The sequence below is a fragment of the Agromyces luteolus genome, from assembly GCF_009729855.1.
Taxonomy (GTDB): domain Bacteria; phylum Actinomycetota; class Actinomycetes; order Actinomycetales; family Microbacteriaceae; genus Agromyces; species Agromyces luteolus.
On sequence record NZ_WODA01000002.1, the window covers coordinates 39,761 to 55,772 of the forward strand.

Annotated in this window: 12 protein-coding genes and 2 tRNA genes; 1 reads left to right on the forward strand and 13 read right to left on the reverse strand. The window is 72.8% G+C overall.

The window, feature by feature from the left end:
- Nucleotides 1-14: 14 nt before the first annotated feature.
- Nucleotides 15-1,151: a hypothetical protein gene (locus tag GLX25_RS00335; protein WP_155840241.1), complete on the reverse strand. Its 1,137-nt coding sequence runs from the start codon at nucleotides 1,149-1,151 to the stop codon at nucleotides 15-17.
- 71 nt (nucleotides 1,152-1,222) lie between these two features.
- Nucleotides 1,223-1,873, reverse strand: a complete 651-nt coding sequence (locus GLX25_RS00340) for a TetR/AcrR family transcriptional regulator (protein ID WP_155840242.1) — start codon at nucleotides 1,871-1,873, stop codon at nucleotides 1,223-1,225.
- Nucleotides 1,874-1,962: 89 nt separating this feature from the next.
- Between GLX25_RS00340 and GLX25_RS00345 the strand changes: the two genes are divergently transcribed.
- Nucleotides 1,963-2,703, forward strand: coding sequence for a DUF4386 domain-containing protein (locus GLX25_RS00345; RefSeq protein ID WP_155840243.1), 741 nt, complete (start codon nucleotides 1,963-1,965; stop codon nucleotides 2,701-2,703).
- A gap of 27 nt (nucleotides 2,704-2,730) precedes the next feature.
- On the opposite strand, the gene GLX25_RS00350 is transcribed toward GLX25_RS00345, so the two are convergent.
- The 11 genes from GLX25_RS00350 to serS all read right to left on the reverse strand — a co-directional run bounded on the left by GLX25_RS00350 (nucleotide 2,731) and on the right by serS (nucleotide 15,958).
- Nucleotides 2,731-3,261 (reverse strand): ClbS/DfsB family four-helix bundle protein, encoded by a 531-nt coding sequence (locus tag GLX25_RS00350; RefSeq protein ID WP_155840244.1) that lies wholly within the window; start codon nucleotides 3,259-3,261, stop codon nucleotides 2,731-2,733.
- Between the two features lie 9 nt (nucleotides 3,262-3,270).
- On the reverse strand, nucleotides 3,271-5,037 hold the full coding sequence (gene treZ / locus GLX25_RS00355) for a malto-oligosyltrehalose trehalohydrolase (RefSeq protein ID WP_155840245.1): 1,767 nt from the start codon (nucleotides 5,035-5,037) through the stop codon (nucleotides 3,271-3,273).
- Nucleotides 5,034-7,517, reverse strand: a complete 2,484-nt coding sequence (gene treY, locus GLX25_RS00360) for a malto-oligosyltrehalose synthase (protein WP_166548287.1) — start codon at nucleotides 7,515-7,517, stop codon at nucleotides 5,034-5,036. Before treY ends, treZ begins: the two co-directional genes overlap by 4 nt.
- Nucleotides 7,514-9,721, reverse strand: a complete 2,208-nt coding sequence (glgX, locus tag GLX25_RS00365; RefSeq protein ID WP_155840246.1) for a glycogen debranching protein GlgX — start codon at nucleotides 9,719-9,721, stop codon at nucleotides 7,514-7,516. Before glgX ends, treY begins: the two co-directional genes overlap by 4 nt.
- Before the next feature lie 191 nt (nucleotides 9,722-9,912).
- Nucleotides 9,913-10,386 carry a hypothetical protein gene (locus tag GLX25_RS00370; RefSeq protein WP_155840247.1) on the reverse strand — a complete coding sequence of 158 codons (474 nt, stop codon included), beginning with the start codon at nucleotides 10,384-10,386 and terminating at the stop codon, nucleotides 9,913-9,915.
- Between the two features lie 146 nt (nucleotides 10,387-10,532).
- A tRNA-Ser gene (locus GLX25_RS00375) sits at nucleotides 10,533-10,621 on the reverse strand.
- Nucleotides 10,622-10,750: 129 nt separating this feature from the next.
- Entirely contained in the window at nucleotides 10,751-12,055 is a 1,305-nt protein-coding gene (locus tag GLX25_RS00380; protein WP_271192319.1) for an LCP family protein, read from the reverse strand.
- A gap of 49 nt (nucleotides 12,056-12,104) precedes the next feature.
- A tRNA-Ser gene (locus GLX25_RS00385) sits at nucleotides 12,105-12,189 on the reverse strand.
- Nucleotides 12,190-12,339: 150 nt separating this feature from the next.
- Nucleotides 12,340-13,758: an LCP family protein gene (locus GLX25_RS00390; RefSeq protein ID WP_155840249.1), complete on the reverse strand. Its 1,419-nt coding sequence runs from the start codon at nucleotides 13,756-13,758 to the stop codon at nucleotides 12,340-12,342.
- Nucleotides 13,759-13,880: 122 nt separating this feature from the next.
- On the reverse strand, nucleotides 13,881-14,693 hold the full coding sequence (locus GLX25_RS00395; RefSeq protein ID WP_155840250.1) for an HAD family hydrolase: 813 nt from the start codon (nucleotides 14,691-14,693) through the stop codon (nucleotides 13,881-13,883).
- A complete protein-coding gene (serS, locus tag GLX25_RS00400; protein WP_166548288.1) occupies nucleotides 14,690-15,958 on the reverse strand; it encodes a serine--tRNA ligase in 1,269 nt (422 codons plus the stop codon). Before serS ends, GLX25_RS00395 begins: the two co-directional genes overlap by 4 nt.
- Between the last annotated feature and the right edge of the window lie 54 nt (nucleotides 15,959-16,012).

Below are 16,012 nucleotides of genomic sequence, written 5' to 3' on the forward strand. Positions count from 1 at the left end.
GGCCGGAGGAGGTCTCAGGTCGCCAGCCGGCCGGCGACCTCGGTCGCGACGGCGACGGCCACGGACTCGTCCGGGGCCGTGACCTGCACCCAGTCGGCGCCGACCACCACGTCGACGGCGCAGGTGCCGTACGCGGCGTCGCATCGGAGGACGGCGACATCCGGGGCGACGAGGCCGAGGTCGACCTCGGACCCGGGCGGCACCAGACCGCCGCCGTCGGCGATGCGCTCGTAGGCCCAGCGCCCCCCGCGCACCCAGTCCGCGCCGGCCACGATCTCGTCGGCATCGGCCCGGAACCACCGGCAGCCGAGGTCCCCGGCGATCGTCTTCGCCTCGGCCCATTCGCTCCAGCCGCCGGCGAACGACGACTCCACGACCTCGGCGACGCCGGCAGCCGACTCCACGACCGCGTCCGGCACGAGGTCCTGGCAGTCATCGGGGATCGCCGATCCGGTCGCGGCGGGCGGTTCAGGCGGACTGGCGGCATCGACGGCGGCGACAGCGGCGTCGACCACCCGGCCGAACGTCGTCGGGTCCGGTGCGCCCGAGCCATCCGTCGCCTGCACCTGGACCCAGGCGCCCGACGCCGGCTGCGTGGCCGTGCAGGTCTGCCCGCCGCAGTCGGTGCCCGCCGCCGGCATGCCGAAGCGGACCGCCGTGTCGCTCCACCCTCCGGCCGGCGGCGGGACGACGGTGACGAGGAGCCCGACGTGCGCGGGATTCGTGCCGTACTGGCTGTTGGACGGTTCACCGTTCGACCACTCGCACGCCAGGCCGCCCACGGCGACGATGGAGGTCATGCGCGGCAGCGAGATCCCGACCGAGGACGCGGTCACGAGCGGGTCGGTCGGCTCGACCGGTGCGGCGAACAGGTCGCCGACGAGCGTCGCGGGGACCAGCCCGTCGCAGTCGAGGTCGTAGCGGGCGACGGGCGGTTCCGATCCCGGTGCCGTCTCGGCGACGGGCTCCGTCGACGGGGTCGGCGTCGCCGCAGCCGTCGTCGGCCCGGCGGGTCCTGCCGACGGCGCCGCACAGGCGCTCAGGGAGACGCCTGCGGCGAGCGCGACGGCCAGGATCCCGGGAGCGCGGAGACGGGCGGCGATGCCGGGGCGAGCAGGGTCGGCGCTCGCGGCGCCCGTTCGGGTCGACATGCCCGAAGCCTAGGGGGCCGCGGGAAGCTCGAACCTCAGGGACGGCACTGAGGCGCGACGCGGACGGCGGCTCATCGGTGTGATCCGGAGCCGGGCAGCCCGTCGAGGATCACCCGCAGCCCGTGGGCGAAGGCCTCGTCGTGGCTCGGGGCCGAGCCGTCGCGCACGGCCTCGGCGATTCGCCGGAGGTGGGGCAGGTCGGCGGCGGAGTCGTCGTCGAGCAACCGACCGGCGGCCTCCTCGGCGTCGGAGGACTCGACGAGCGCCTGCTGCTTCTCCTGCAGCACGAAGCCGTAGACGTAGCTGTCGAGCGCGGAGACCCCGAGGATCGACTCGATCGGCGTGCACCCCGCGTCCAGCAGGACGCCGAGGACCGCGTCATGTCGGCGCAACCGGTGGGCACCGACATGGTCGCGCGACTCGATGAGGCCGAGCACCCAACTGTGTCGCGCGACGGCGGCCCGGGTCGACCGGGCCGCGAACTCGAGGTCCGTCCGCCAGTCGGCGCCGGAGCGCGTGACCTCGATCTCGGAGAACACCGCGTCGACGATCGCGTCGACGATCGCGTCCTTGCTCGGCACGTGGTGGTACAGGGCCATGGCCTCGACCCCGAGCGAGTCGGCGACCTTCCGCATGCTCACGGCGGCGACGCCGCCCTGATCGGCCAGCGCGACGGCGGCCCCGATGATGCGCTCCGGCGTGAGCGGCGGTCGTGCCGGCATGGTCCTCCTCGCGTGATCCCCGACTCAGGACCTTACACGTGTATAGTGGCGTCCGTTCACGTACCTTACAGGTGTAAAGGAGATTCGAGATGCGACGCGCCCACGAGACATCCGGGAGCGGTTCGGGCACGCGGACGGTTCGGCCGCGTTCGACGCCAGAGCGTCGTGCGGCGACGACCGCCGGGGCCCTGGTGCTCGTGGCGATGATCGCGGGGGTCCTCAGCGTGGTCCCCGTGCTGGAGGAGCCGGACTACCTCGGATCGGTGACGCAGCGCGGACCGGAGCTCGTCTCGGGCGCACTGTTCCAGCTGGTCATGGTGGTGGCGTACGCCGGCTTCGCGCTCGTCCTCCACCCGATCCTGAGGCGCGCGAGCCCGACGCTCGGCGTCGGCTTCGTCGGATTCCGGCTCGTCGCCTGCGGGTTCCACCTGCTCGCGATCGCCATGCTGGCGCTCCTGCTGGACCTCGCGCACGGGTACGACGCCGCGATCGGCACGCCGGCGGCCGAGGTGACCGCCATCGTCGCCGAGGCGGTGCGGATCGGGCGCGACCTCGTCAACCACGTCGTCGTGATCACCGCGATGGGCCTCGGCGACCTGCTGCTCTTCGTGCTGCTCCTCCGGTGGCGACTGGTCCCCCGGTGGCTGTCGGTGTGGGGCATCGCCGGCGTCGTGGCGGCGATCGCCGCGAGCGCGCTCCTGCTCGCCGGCGTCGTGGAGGTGGTCGGCGTGCCCTACCTGGCGCTCACCGCACCGCTCGCGCTGCAGGGCGTGGTGCTCGCGGGCCTGCTCGTCGTCCGCGGGCTCGACACGGCGCGGCTCCCGGCGTGAGCCCGACCGGCCGGCGGCGCCGCGCGGTCAACCGCCCGCCGGAGCCGGTGGTCCCGCGATGGCGCCGAGCGCCCAGGCGTAGTGCCCGCCGAGGCACTCGTGCGCGGGCTCGGCCAGGGTGGCGCCCCGAAGCCACGCTCGCCCGTCGCTGAAGATCTCGGCGTCGCTCATCGCGTCGAGGCGGGCGAGCGACGAGTCGTGGCTCGCCCTGAGCCGTGCTCGGGCGGTGGTCGGATCGCCGTCGCCCCGGTAGCGGTCGCGCAGGTCGCGGTTCAGGCGGTCGAGGTCGCGCCAGGTGTACCCGTCGGCGGGATACGCGGGCGCCTCGCCCGCGGCGTCGGCGGCGAGCCAGCCGAGCAGCAGCACGTGCCAGGCGTGCAGGTGGTTGACGACGTCGACCGCGTCCCGGTCGCGCGGCGCGGGGGCCGCGGCATCCGTCATCGGCTCGTCACGGCCGGGGAGCGCGACGCCGTCGAGGGCGTCGAGCGCGCGTTCGAGTTCGGCGAAGCGCTCGACCGCCTGGCGGACCAGGTCGGCGCGGTGCTGCGGGATGCTCACGCGCCCAGCCTACGATCCGTGCGCGACGGCGAGGATCGCGGCCGTCTCGGGCGGGAGTTCGATCATGCGGTCGGGCACGCCGGCGTCGGCGAGCGCGGGATCGGTCGCGAGCAGCACCTCGGCCGGTCCGTCGAGCTCGAGCGCCCACGGCGACGCGCCGAGGTTCACGAGCACCACGACCCGCTCGTGGGCGTCGGGGGCGCCGCGATCCATCCGGAACCGGCTCGCCGCATCATCCGCCCACGCCGTCGTGTGCTCGAACGCCGGGTCGGTGAGCTCGGGGCGCGCGCGGCGGAGGGCGAGCAGTCGGCGGTGCAGGTCGAGCAGGCGCGCGTGCGCGCCGTCCGTCTGGCTGGGCTCCGACCACTCGAGCTTGGAGCGCCGGAAGGTCTCGGGGTCCTGCGGGTCGGGCACGAGCGACTCGTCCCAGCCCATGCGGGCGAACTCGGCGATGCGCCCCTCGGCGGTCGCACGGCCGAGCTCGGGCTCGGGGTGCGACGTGAAGAACGCCCAGGGCGTCGACGCGCCCCACTCCTCGCCCATGAACAGCATGGGCGTGAACGGCGTCGTCAGGTTCAGCACGGCGGCGATCGCCAGCCGGGCCTCGCCGAGCGCGGGCGAGAGGCGGTCGCCGGCCGCGCGGTTGCCGACCTGATCGTGGTCCTGCGCGAACGTCACGAGGCGCCAGGCCGGCACGGCCGGATCGATCGGCCGTCCGTGGTCGCGCCCGCGGAACGACGAGTAGGTGCCGTCGTGGAAGAAGCCGCGCGTCGTGGTCTTCACGAGCGCGTCGAGCGGCGCGAAGTCGGCGTAATAGCCCGCGGTCTCGCCCGTGAGGGCGACGTGCATCGCGTGGTGGTGGTCGTCGCTCCACTGCGCGGTGAGACCGTATCCGCCCGCCTCGCGCGGCAGGATGAGCGTCGGATCGTTGAGGTCGGACTCGGCGATCAGCGTGAGCGGCCGGCCGAGGTGCGCCGAGAGCGCGTCGGCGTGCTCGGCGAGCTCGCGCAGGATGTGCCGGTCCGACCGGTCGCGCAGGGCGTGCACCGCGTCGAGCCGCAGCCCGTCGACGTGGAAGTCGCGCAGCCACGTCATCGCGTTCTCGACGATGTAGCGGCGCACCTCGGGTTCGTCGAGGTTCACCGAGTCGCCCCACGTGTTGCGCTCGGCCGTGCGCAGGTACGGCCCGAACCGCGGCAGGTAGTTGCCGCTCGGTCCGAGGTGGTTGTAGACGACGTCCTGGATGACGGCGAGCCCGCGCGCGTGGCACGCGTCGACGAAGCGCTGGTAGGCGGCCGGCCCACCGTACGCCTCGTGGACGGCGTACCAGAGCACGCCGTCGTAGCCCCAGTTGTGCGTGCCGTTGAACGCGTTGACGGGCAGCAGTTCGACGAAGTCGATTCCGAGGTCGACGAGGTGGTCGAGTCGCTCGATCGCCGAATCGAGCGTGCCGTCGGGCGTGTACGTGCCGACGTGCAGCTCGTACACGGTGCCGCCCGCGAGCTGCCGGCCGGTCCACTCGGCATCCGCCCACTCGTGGGCGCCGAGGTCGAAGGCGGCGCTCAGTTCGTGCACGCCGAGCGGCTGCCGGAGCGATCGCGGGTCCGGGAGGGCCCGGTGGTCGTCGTCGAGCACGAATCCGTACTCGTCGCCGGGCGCGAGCTCGACGTCGGCGTGCCACCGGTCGCGGTCGTCGCGCCGCATCGGCAGGTCGGCGCGGCCCGGGCGTCGCAGCGCGACGCGCGTCGGGATCGGAGCCCAGAGCTCGGGCGTCATCGGGCGGCCTCCTCGTCGTGGACCTGCGGGGCGTCGGGGGCGGATGCCGCGGGCGCGAGCAGCGCGACCGGATACCCGGCGAGCACCTCGGCGAGCGCGAGCGCGAGCGCGCCGCCGACGCCGTCGCCGCCACCGTCGCCGTCGCCGTGCCGCCGCCCGGTGAGCAGGTCGACGACCGGCCCTCCGGGGACGAGCACCGCCGTGTCGCCCCATGCCCCGTCGGGGGCGGATGCCGCCGGCTCGGCGCCGACCCGGGCGGCGAGGCCGACGGGCAGTCGGGTCGCGACCGTCACGATCCCGCCGCGGTCGAACGCGATGGCGTGCCGCGCCGCCTCCCCCACGACCTCCAGCGGGCGGTACCGCGTGAACCACTCGGGGTGGTCGCGCCGGGCGCGGAGCGCCCGCGTGGTCACGAGGAGCTTCGCGGCGCCCGTGGCATCCGTCGCCGGGAGCTCGCCGCGCGCGGTCGCCTCGTCGAGCTCGGCGAGCATGCGCCGGCGCAGGTCGAAGTCGACGGGCCGGCGGTTGTCGGGGTCGACGAGGCTCGTCTCCCAGAGCTCGGAGCCCTGGTACACGTCGGGCACGCCGGGCATCGTGAGCTGCAGCAGCTTCGCCGAGAGCGAGTTCGACCACCCGGCGGGTGCGAGCCACGCGACGAACGCGTCGACCCGTTCCCGCACGGCGGGGTCGTCGTAGGCGCGATCGATGACCGCGTGCATGCGGGTCTCGAACGCGGCATCCGGCGCGGTCCAGGTCGTCGAGACGGATGCCTCGCGCGCGGCCTTGTCGGCGTAGGCGTGCGCCCGTTCGCGCTCGAGCGGCCAGGCGCCGATCATCGCCTGCCAGAGGAGCGCGTCGAAGGGGCCGTCGCCGGTCGAGCCCGCGGTCGCGCGGAGGCCGTCGAGCTCGACCGACCAGCGTTCGGGGATCTCGGCGAGCACGTCGAGACGCGCGCGGACGTCCTCGCCGCGCTTGGTGTCGTGCGTCGAGAGCGTGGTCATCGAGTGCGGCCACTCCGCGTGGCGGCGGACCTGCCGCTCGTGGAACCGGTCGACGGTGATCGCGAACTCCGCCGGGTCGCCGCCGACCTCGGTGAGCGAGCCGAGCCTCGTGTACCGGTAGAAGGCCGTGTCCTCGACGCCCTTGGCCATCACCATGCCGCTCGTCTGCTGGAAGCGCACGGCGACCGGGTGCCCGGAGTCGCCGAGCACGGGCAGCAGCGCGTCGATCGTCGGCGCGAGGTCGGGCCGGTGCTCGCGCGCGCGGCGCGCGGCCTGCTCGAGGTGGTCGGCGCCCGCCGGGAGATAGGACCGGTACACGGGGAAGCACGTGAGCAGCTCGGCGAGCGCGTCGGCGGCGCCGGCGGGGCGCGGCTCCGGAAGCATCCGCTCGAGCCGCAGCACCTCGCTGCGGAGGATGCCGTCGGCGATGCCTCGCTTGGTGCCGTGGATCAGCTCGTGCCAGTCGGTCGGTCCGGCGATGCCGGTCTGCGCGCGCAGGCGCGCGTCGAGCGCGTCGAGCGGCGCCTCGCCGTCGGGGTCGACGAGCACCCGGTCGACGTCGGCGAGCGCGTCGTACCCGGTCGTGCCGTCGGTGCGCCAGTGCGGCGGCAGCGGCTCGTCGCCCTCGAGGATCTTCTCGACGAGGACGTACGCGCCGCCCGTGGCGTTCGCGAGTCGTCGCAGGTAGGCGCCGGGACGCGCGAGGCCGTCCGGGTGGTCGACGCGCAGGCCGTCGGCGAGACCGTCGCCGATCCAGCGCACGATCGCCTCGTGCGTCGCGTCGAACACCTCGGGACGCTCGACGCGGACGCCGGCGAGTTCGTTGACCGCGAAGAAGCGGCGGTAGTTCAGCTCCGCGTCGGCGCGCTGCCAGTGCACGAGCTCGTAGTGCTGGCGCGCGTGCACCGCGAGCACGTCGACGGCAGCGTCGGCGCCGTTCGCGTCGGCGGCCTCGGCCGACCCCGGCGCGAGCGGGAACCGGTGCTCGAAGTACCGCAGCTCGCCGTGCTCGACGCGCAGGTCGCCGGCGGCCGCGGCCTCCTCGAGGGTGCCGCCGAGCACGGGCAGGCGCACCTTCCCCCCGGTGAGGGCCCAGTCGACGTCGAACGCGCCGGCGTGCGGGGAGTCGGGGCCGAGCTGCAGCAGGCTCCACCACCAGGCGTTCTGCGCGGCATCCGCCACGCCCACGTGGTTGGGCACGATGTCGACGAGGATGCCGCGACGGGCGCCGTGCGCGGCATCCGCCAGCGCCGCGAGGCCCGCCTCGCCGCCGCGCGCCGCGTCGACCCGGTCGTGGGCGACGACGTCGTACCCGTGGTCGGACCCCGCGCGCGACGGCAGGATCGGCGAGAGGTACAGCCAGTCGACGCCGAGCGCGTCGAGGTAGTCGACGAGGGCCGCCGCGTCGTGCAGGTCGAACGACGGACGGATCTGGAGCCGGTACGTCGACCGCGGCTCGCGTGCGACGGGCTCCGTCACGTGCCCGCCTCCGTCCTCGGCGCGGGGGCCTCGTCCTTGGCCGCCGCGACCATCGCCGACAGCGACGCGGCGACCGAGTGGTCGACCTCCTCGGGCGTGGGGTCGTGCTGGCGCAGCACGACGAGCGACCGCTGCTCGAGCGCGATGACGTCACCCGGCTGGACCGGGTCGCTGTCGGCCCGACGGCCCGCCGTGTCGATGAGCACCTCCCACTCGGGCGAGAGCTCGTGCCGCGGGATCGTGAACTCGACCGTGTCGTCGTGCGCGTTGAACAGCACGATGAAGTGCCGGTCGACGATGCGCTCGCCCCGTCGGTCGCGCTCGCGGATGCCCTCGCCGTTCAGGAACACGCCGATCGCCTTGCCGAACCCCGCGTCCCAGTCCTCGGGCGCCATGATCGTGCCGTCGGGGCGCAGCCAGACCAGGTCGGGCACCGGGCCGCCCTCGGGCTGGCGCACGGGTCGGCCGTCGAAGAACCGGCTCCGACGGAACGTCGGATGCTCCGCTCGAAGCTTCGCCACCGCCGCCGTGAACTCGATGAGCGGCTGGTCGGCGTGCTCCCAGTCGACCCAGCTGAGCGCGCTGTCCTGCGCGTAGACGTTGTTGTTGCCCTGCTGCGTGCGCCCGAGCTCGTCGCCGTGCGAGAGCATCGGCACGCCCTGCGAGAGCAGCAGGGTCGCGATGAAGTTGCGCTGCTGACGCGCCCGGAGGGTGAGGATGTCGGGATCGTCGGTCGGGCCCTCGACGCCGAGGTTGTACGAGCGGTTGTGCGATTCCCCGTCCTTGCCGCCCTCGCCGTTGGCGTCGTTGTGCTTCTCGTTGTACGACACCAGGTCGCGCAGCGTGAAGCCGTCGTGCGCCGTGACGAAGTTGATGGATGCCACGGGCCGCCGCCCCGAGTGCTCGTAGAGGTCGGCCGAACCGGTGAACCGCGAGGCGAACTCGCCGAGCGTCGCCGGCTCGCCGCGCCAGAAGTCGCGGACGGTGTCGCGGTACTTGCCGTTCCACTCGGTCCACTGCGGCGGGAAGTTGCCGACCTGGTACCCGCCGGGGCCGACGTCCCACGGCTCGGCGATGAGCTTGACCTGCGAGACCACCGGGTCCTGCTGCACGAGCTCGAAGAAGGTCGACAGCTTGTCGACCTCGTAGAACTCGCGTGCGAGCGTCGACGCGAGGTCGAAGCGGAATCCGTCGACGTGCATCTCGAGCACCCAGTACCGGAGCGAGTCCATGATGAGCTGCAGCGCGTGCGGGTTGCCGACGTTCAGCGAGTTGCCCGTGCCCGTGTAGTCCATGTAGAAGCGCTTGTCGTCGTCGACGAGCCGGTAGTAGGCGGCGTTGTCGATGCCGCGCATCGACAGCGTCGGCCCGAGGTGGTTGCCCTCGGCCGTGTGGTTGTAGACGACGTCGAGGATCACCTCGATGCCCGCGGCGTGCAGGGCCTTCACCATCGCCTTGAACTCCTGCACCTGCTCGCCGCGCTGGCCGGTCGAGGCGTACGCGTTGTGCGGTGCGAAGAACGCGATGGTGTTGTAGCCCCAGTAGTTCGACAGGCCCTTCTCCTGCAGGGTGCCGTCGTCGACGAACTGGTGCACGGGCATGAGCTCGATCGCCGTGACGCCCAGCTTCCTCAGGTGCTCGGTGACGACCGGGTGCCCGATTCCCGCGTAGGTGCCGCGGATCTCCTCGGGCACGCCGGGCAGCGTCTCGGTGAGGCCCTTCACGTGCGCCTCGTAGATGAACGAGGCGGCGTACGGGGTGCGGGGATGCCGGTCGCCGGTCCAGTCGAAGAACGGGTTGGTGACGACGCCGAGCATCATGCTCTTCGCGGAGTTCTGGTCGTTCCGCCCGTCGGGCTCGCCGAACGGGTAGCCGAACAACGACTGGTTCCAGTTCAGCTCGCCCTCGACGGCCTTGGCGTACGGGTCGAGCAGCAGCTTGTTCGGGTTGCAGCGGAGGCCCTTCGCCGGGTCGTTCGGCCCGTGGACGCGGTAGCCGTAGCGCTGGCCGGGCTGCACCTGTGGGAGGTACGCGTGCCAGATGTACGCGTCCACGTCGATGAGCTCGACCCGCTTCTCGCGCCGCCGGTTGTCGAACAGGCAGAGCTCGACCTTGTCGGCGACCTCGCTGAACAGCGCGAAGTTCGTGCCGTTCCCGTCGAACGTCGCGCCGAGCGGGTAGGTGGAGCCGGGCCAACTGTGCATGCATCCCCCAACGGTGAGCCTCCGGCCATCGTAGGGGGCGGATGTTTCACGCCGGCGTCCGTTGACGGGAGCGGGCCTCTCGTGGTGGGTGCGACGTCCGCGGCCCCGCCCAGCACGCGGGAACGCCGACGGCCGGGGTGCGACCTCGTCGCCGCCCCGGCCGCCGTCGGACGTCTCCGCCCGGATGGGTCCTACTCGGACTCGGTGTCGGACTCCGTGTCGCAGGACGCGGCGACGGCGCCCGACGCCTCCTGGACCGCCGCCTGCTGGGAGGCGAGCTCATCGGGGTCCTGCTCGATGGTCATCGCCGCAGGGTCCTCCTCGGAGGGCACCTCCTCCAGGCCGCCGGCGTAGGTCGAGACCTCGTTGAGCGCGGTCTGGAACCCGCCGAGCGAGTCGATCAGCGCATCGCTGTCGCCGGCCTCCTCGATCAGCGCGTCGGTCCGCTCCGAGGCCTCGCCCAGGTAGTCCTGGAGCCCCTCGAGCGACGCCGGCGCGGCGAGGTTGTTCTGGACGCCGTTCGAGATGTCGCGAACCTCCGCGGCGATCGACGAGCAGCTCTCATCACCGGTCGCGGCGGTGTCCCCGCCGTCGCCGGACGCGCAGCCCGTGAGCGCGAGGGCACCGGCGAAGACCAGTGCCGCGGGCATGGTGAAACGTCGCATTCTGCAACTCCCCCTGTGTCGTGTGGAACAGGTGGAGCATAGCCCTCGGCGCCGACATCCCTCCAGAGCCCGGCCGACGGGCTCCGGCTGCGCCGGAAACGCGGAACGGCCGCGATGCACGCGGCCGTTCGGCTCGATGTCATGAGCGGAGACGGCGGGATTTGAACCCGCGGTCCCCTTACGGGGACTCCACCTTAGCAGGGTGGTGCACTCGACCGGACTATGCGACGTCTCCTCGTGAACGCCCGAAGGCGAACGCGACTGCCATCATAACCGGCATCCCGCCCAAAACACGATTCGGCGGTGCGGATGCCGCGGCTCGCGCCGCAGCACGCCCGTGGCGGTCGTGCGCGACGACCGCCGGCTACTGGTCGGCGAGCGTGCGGCCGGCCGAACAGCGGGTCTCGGCGGCGGTCTGGCCGGTGACGTCGCTCGGCAGCGCCTGCTGGGTCGGCTCGGGGGCCGCCGGCTCGGCGGGAGCGTCGGTCGCCGGCTCCTCCGCGGGCGTCTCCTCGGTCGGCGTCTCGGCGACGGGCTCCTCGGTCGGCGTCGTGCTCGGGTCGCCGCTCGAGGTGAATGTCGCATCCTCCGCCGCGGTCGGGTCGAACGAGACCGGGGTGTCGTTCTGGAGCGCGAGGTTGACGAGCTCGGCCGACTCGGTGGCCGCGACGCCGCCGTCGACGTAGCCGGTCGGGTACTGGATGAACGCGATCTTCGAGAGGTCGGTGTCCTTCAGCGCCTTCGCGATCGAGACCATGCGCGTCGGGTCGGTGAGGCTGTCGGAGAGCTGCATGTTCGCCAGCGCCGCCTTCGCGATGCCGTAGAGCTTCACGGGGTCGGTGTAGGTGCCGTCGCTCTGCAGCTTGCGCGCGAGCGCCGAGAGGAAGACCTGCTGGTTCGAGATGCGGCCCAGGTCGGAGCCGTCGCCGACGCCGTGGCGGGTGCGGAGGAACTGCAGCGCGTCGATCCCTGCGAGCGAGTGCGTGCCCGCGTCGAGGAACATACCCGTGTACTCGTCCTCGATGGGTTCGGCCACGCAGACCTCGACGCCGCCGACGGCCTCGGAGAGGCCGGCGACGCCCATGAACTGCACGACGCCCGCGAACGGGATGGTCACGCCGGTGAGCTCCTCGACGGTCTTCACGACGCAGGGCACGCCGCCGTACGAGAGCACCGAGTTGATCTTGACGTCGTACTGCTCCCAGACCTCCTCGCCCGATTCGGGGTCGGTGCATCCGGCAGGCACGTCGACGAACATGTCGCGGGGGAAGCTGATGACCTCGACGTGCGAGTGGTCCTCCGAGATGTGCATGAGCATCGTGACGTCGTTGAGGACCGCGGTCTCCTCGTCGGGGTCGCCGAAGCCCGTGCCCTGGCCGGCTCGGCTGTCGCTGCCGATGACGAGCAGGTTGACGCCGCCCTCGATCGCGCCGACATCGGGCACGCCCTCGAGCACGTCCTCGTTGCCGAGCGTCACGGTCGGCTTGGCGGTCGCGGCGAGGTCGAACGCGGCGTAGGCGGCGACGGCCGCCCCCGAGGTGAGGACCACTGCGACGACCGAGGCGAGCGCCTTCGTGAGGGTGCCCCAGACTCCGTTGCGACGGAGGCGCCCGTGGCGCGTGCTCGAGGCGTCGGGTCGCGACGTGGGCTGCGGGGAGGTGCGGCTCACTCGGTCTCCTCTCGGGGTCTCGGTCGGTCTCGGTGGTGCGGGATCTCGGCGGAGGGCGTGGGATTCGAACCCACGAGGCATTGCTGCCCACTGGTTTTCAAGACCAGCTCCATCGGCCGCTCGGACAGCCCTCCTCGCCCGGCGCGCCGCCGGACCGCGTTTCCGCGGCACGTCGACGGGCTGGGCAGGCCCCGATTCTAGCCGAACCGCATCCGCATCAGATTTCCACGTCGCGGCTGTGAGGGCCCTGAACCGCCCTCGGAGCGATCGGGGGAATGCCCGGGTCAGCCCGAATTCGCCGCCGCGCAGCGCACGTCCGCCGCGGTCTGGCCGCTCACGTCGCCCGGCAGCGCCTCGGTCGTCGGCTCCGAGGTCGGCGCGGGGGTCGCCGCATCCGTGGCCTGGGGCGGCTCAGTGGCCTCGGGCGTGTCGGATGCCTCGCCGGCGGGCGCCTCGGCCGGGTCATCCGTCGCGTTCGGATCGACCGTCCCGAACGGGGTGTCGTCGGTCGCCGTCGGGTCGAACTGCACGGCGACGTCCTGCTGCAGGGCGGATGCCACGATGCTCGCCGACGCCGCGGGGACGACCGCGCCCAGGTCGTCGGTGTAGACGGTCGGGTACTGGATGAACGCGATCCGGTCGAGGTCGGTCGACTGCAGCGCGCGGGCGACGGACACCAGGCGCCCGAGGTCCTGGAGTCCGGAGGAGAGGGTCATGTTCGTGACCACGGCACGGGCGATGCCGTACAGCTTCACGGGGTCTCCGAGCGTGCCGGCGGACTGCAGGGTGCGCGCGAGGGAGGCGAGGAACGTCTGCTGGCTCGAGATGCGGGCGAGGTCGCTGCCGTCGCCGACCGCATGCCGGGTGCGGAGGAAGGCGAGCGCCTCGTAGCCCTTGATGACGTGCGAGCCGGCATCGAGCACGAGGCCGGTGTAGGCGTCGTCGATCGGGTCGACGACGCACACCTCGACGCCGCCGACGGCCTCGGACAGCGCGGCGACCCCGTCGAACTCGACCACGCCGCCGACCGGGATGGTGATGCCGAGCATCTGCTCGAGGGTCTTCGCGATGCAGCCCATCCCGCCGTCGTTGAGGATCGTGTTGATCTTCACCCCGTAGCGCGCGGAGTAGCCGAAGGCCTCGGGGTCCTCGGGATCCGGGCACGCGGGCACGTCGACGAGCAGGTCGCGGGGGAAGCTCACGACCTCGGCGTGCGAGTGGTCCTGCGAGATGTGCAGGAGCATGGTCACGTCGTTCAGCACGCCGGACTCGATGTCGGGGTCGCCGAACGCCCCGCTCGCGGGCCGCTTGTCGCTGCCGACGAGCAGGAAGTTGAGGCCGCCCTCCATCGCGCCGATGTCCGGGACGCTCTCGAGCACCTGCTCGCTCGCGAACTTCACGCTCGGCTTCGCCGCGACCGGTTCGACGATCGAGCTGACCGCGTACGCGCCGATCGCACCGGATGCCACGAGCAGCGCCGCGAGGGTCGCCCCGACGCCCTTCGCCAGCGCGCGGCCGGCGCCACGACGCGGGAGCCGGCCGTGGTGGGCCGGTGGCACCGCCGCCTCGGTGAGCACGGGCGGGAGCCGCGAAGGCGGCGGCGCGGGCGGAGGGATGACGGCGGGCAGCCGGACGTGCCCGACCGTCGCGCCGTCGTCATCCGTCGGCGTGTCGTCGTGCGGTGCGTCGATCAGATCGCTCACGCGTTCCCCCGATCGCGATCCTAACCACGTTCGGCCTGATCAGGGGCGGAACTCCGCCGTTCGTGATGCGAACGCGACGCGCACGGCCGGCTCGCGCGCACCGCGCGCGGGGCGAGCCGCGGTCAGGGCAGCGAGTCGAGGACGGGCGCGAGCCCCGCCTCCTCGATGGGGCCGGTGCGTTCGTGCGCGGCGGCGACGACCTCGGCGGGAGCCTGTCCCATCGCGACGGACCGGCCCGCGGCGCCCGCCCAGTGGAACATCTCGATGTCATTGCGGCCGTCGCCGACGGCGATCACGCGGCGCAGCGGCACCCCGAGCCATCCGCGCACCCGCTCGAGCGCCGTGGCCTTGTTCACGCCGTCGGGAGCGATGTCGAGCCACGCGGTCCAGCCGATCGCGTAGCTGACGTGGTGCAGGCCCATCCGCTCGACGAGGCCGAAGAACTCGTCGAGGTCGTGGTCGACCGACGTCGCGACCACGCGGGTCGCGGGCTGCCCGAGCAGTCCCTCGAACTCCACCTCGCGCGCCCGCTCGAGGTTCCAGTCGGACATGCCGCGGGTGAAGAGCCGGTAGCCGTCGGCGAGCTCGACGAGGAACCGCCCGCTCGGCAGTTCGTCGCGGATGCGCAGCAGCACGTCGGTCGGGTCGAACGTCTCGACGTGCGCCTGCGTCCACCCGTCGGGCGACGACGGGTCGCGGCGCATGGTGATGGCGCCGTTCGCCGTGACGACGTACTCGGGCTCGAGCCCGAGGTGCTCGAGCACGGGCCGCGTGGTCGACCAGGAGCGCCCGGTGGCGAGCGTCACCACGTGGCCCCGGGCGACGGCGGATGCCACGGCCTCGACGACGGCGGGATCGATCGACTCGTCCTCGTGCATGATCGTGCCGTCGACGTCGAGGGCGACGAACCAGCGCTCGTCGGCAGCGGCGGTCATCGCTCGACGGGGCGGAGCACCTCGAGGCCGCCGAGCCACGGGCGAAGCCCGTCGGGCACCACCACCGAGCCGTCGGCCTGCTGGTGCGTCTCGAGGATCGCGACGATCCACCGCGTCGTCGCGAGCGTGCCGTTCAGGGTCGCGACTGGCGCCGTCCTCCCGGTCCCGGTGCGGTGTCGGATGTCGAGGCGACGCGCCTGGAACGTCGTGCAGTTCGACGTCGACGTGAGCTCGCGGAACGCCTGCTGCGTCGGCACCCACGCCTCGACGTCGAACTTGCGGGCCGCGCTCGAGCCGAGGTCGCCCGCGGCGACGTCGATCACGCGGTACGCGAGGCCGAGCGCCTGCAGCATCTCCTCCTGCCAGGCGAGGAGCCGCTCGTGCTCCTCCTCCGCATCGGACGGGTCGACGTAGCTGAACATCTCGAGCTTGTCGAACTGGTGCACCCGGATGATGCCGCGCGTGTCCTTGCCGTGGCTGCCGGCCTCGCGGCGATAGCACGTCGACCAGCCCGCGTACCGGATGGGACCGGCCGAGAGGTCGAGGATCTCGTCGGCGTGGTACCCGGCGAGCGCGACCTCGCTCGTGCCCGTGAGGTAGAGGTCGTCGGCCGGCAGGTGGTAGACCTCCTCGGCGTGCGCGCCGAGGAAGCCCGTGCCCTGCATGATCTCGGGGCGCACGAGCGTCGGCGTGATGAGCGGCGTGAAGCCGTTGCCGATCGCCTTGTCGAGGCCCATGTTCATGATCGCGAGCTGGAGGCGGGCGCCGACGCCCTTGAGGAAGTGGAACCGGGCGCCCGAGACCTTGGCCCCGCGCGCCATGTCGATGCCGTCCAGCAGTTCGCCGATCTCGAGGTGGTCGCGCGGCTCGAAGCCGAACGCGGGGATCTCGCCCACCTCGCGGAGCACCTCGAAGTCCTCCTCGCCGCCCGCGGGGACGCCCTCGATGACGACGTTGCCGATGCGCTGGACGGCGGTGGCGAACGCCTCCTCGGCGGCCGAGGCATCCGCATTTGCCTGCTTGACCTTCGCCGCGAGCTCCTGGGCCTGCGCGACGAGCGCCGCCTTCTCGTCCTTCGGGGCCTTCGCGACCTGCTTGCCGAACGCGTTCTGCTCGGCTCGCAGCGACTCGAACGCCGAGATCGCGGCCCGGCGTGCGGTGTCGGCGGCGACCGCGTCGTCGACGAAGGCCGGGGACTCGCCGCGCGCCTCCTGCGAGCGCTTGACCAGGTCGGGGTTCTCGCGGAGCAGCACGGGGTCGATCACCCGAGCAAGTGTAGCCGGGGCATCCGTCGGGCTCGGCGGCCGCGTTCAGCGCAT

Bases quoted from the DNA above. Each gene is read 5' to 3' on its own strand.
- GLX25_RS00335 (WP_155840241.1), bottom strand. From the start codon at position 1,151: ATGTCGACCCGAACGGGCGCCGCGAGCGCCGACCCTGCTCGCCCCGGC.
- treZ (WP_155840245.1), bottom strand. From the start codon at position 5,037: ATGACGCCCGAGCTCTGGGCTCCGATCCCGACGCGCGTCGCGCTGCGA.
- glgX (WP_155840246.1), bottom strand. From the start codon at position 9,721: ATGCACAGTTGGCCCGGCTCCACCTACCCGCTCGGCGCGACGTTCGAC.
- GLX25_RS00340 (WP_155840242.1), bottom strand. From the start codon at position 1,873: ATGCCGGCACGACCGCCGCTCACGCCGGAGCGCATCATCGGGGCCGCC.
- GLX25_RS00395 (WP_155840250.1), bottom strand. From the start codon at position 14,693: ATGACCGCCGCTGCCGACGAGCGCTGGTTCGTCGCCCTCGACGTCGAC.
- GLX25_RS00370 (WP_155840247.1), bottom strand. From the start codon at position 10,386: ATGCGACGTTTCACCATGCCCGCGGCACTGGTCTTCGCCGGTGCCCTC.
- GLX25_RS00345 (WP_155840243.1), top strand. From the start codon at position 1,963: ATGCGACGCGCCCACGAGACATCCGGGAGCGGTTCGGGCACGCGGACG.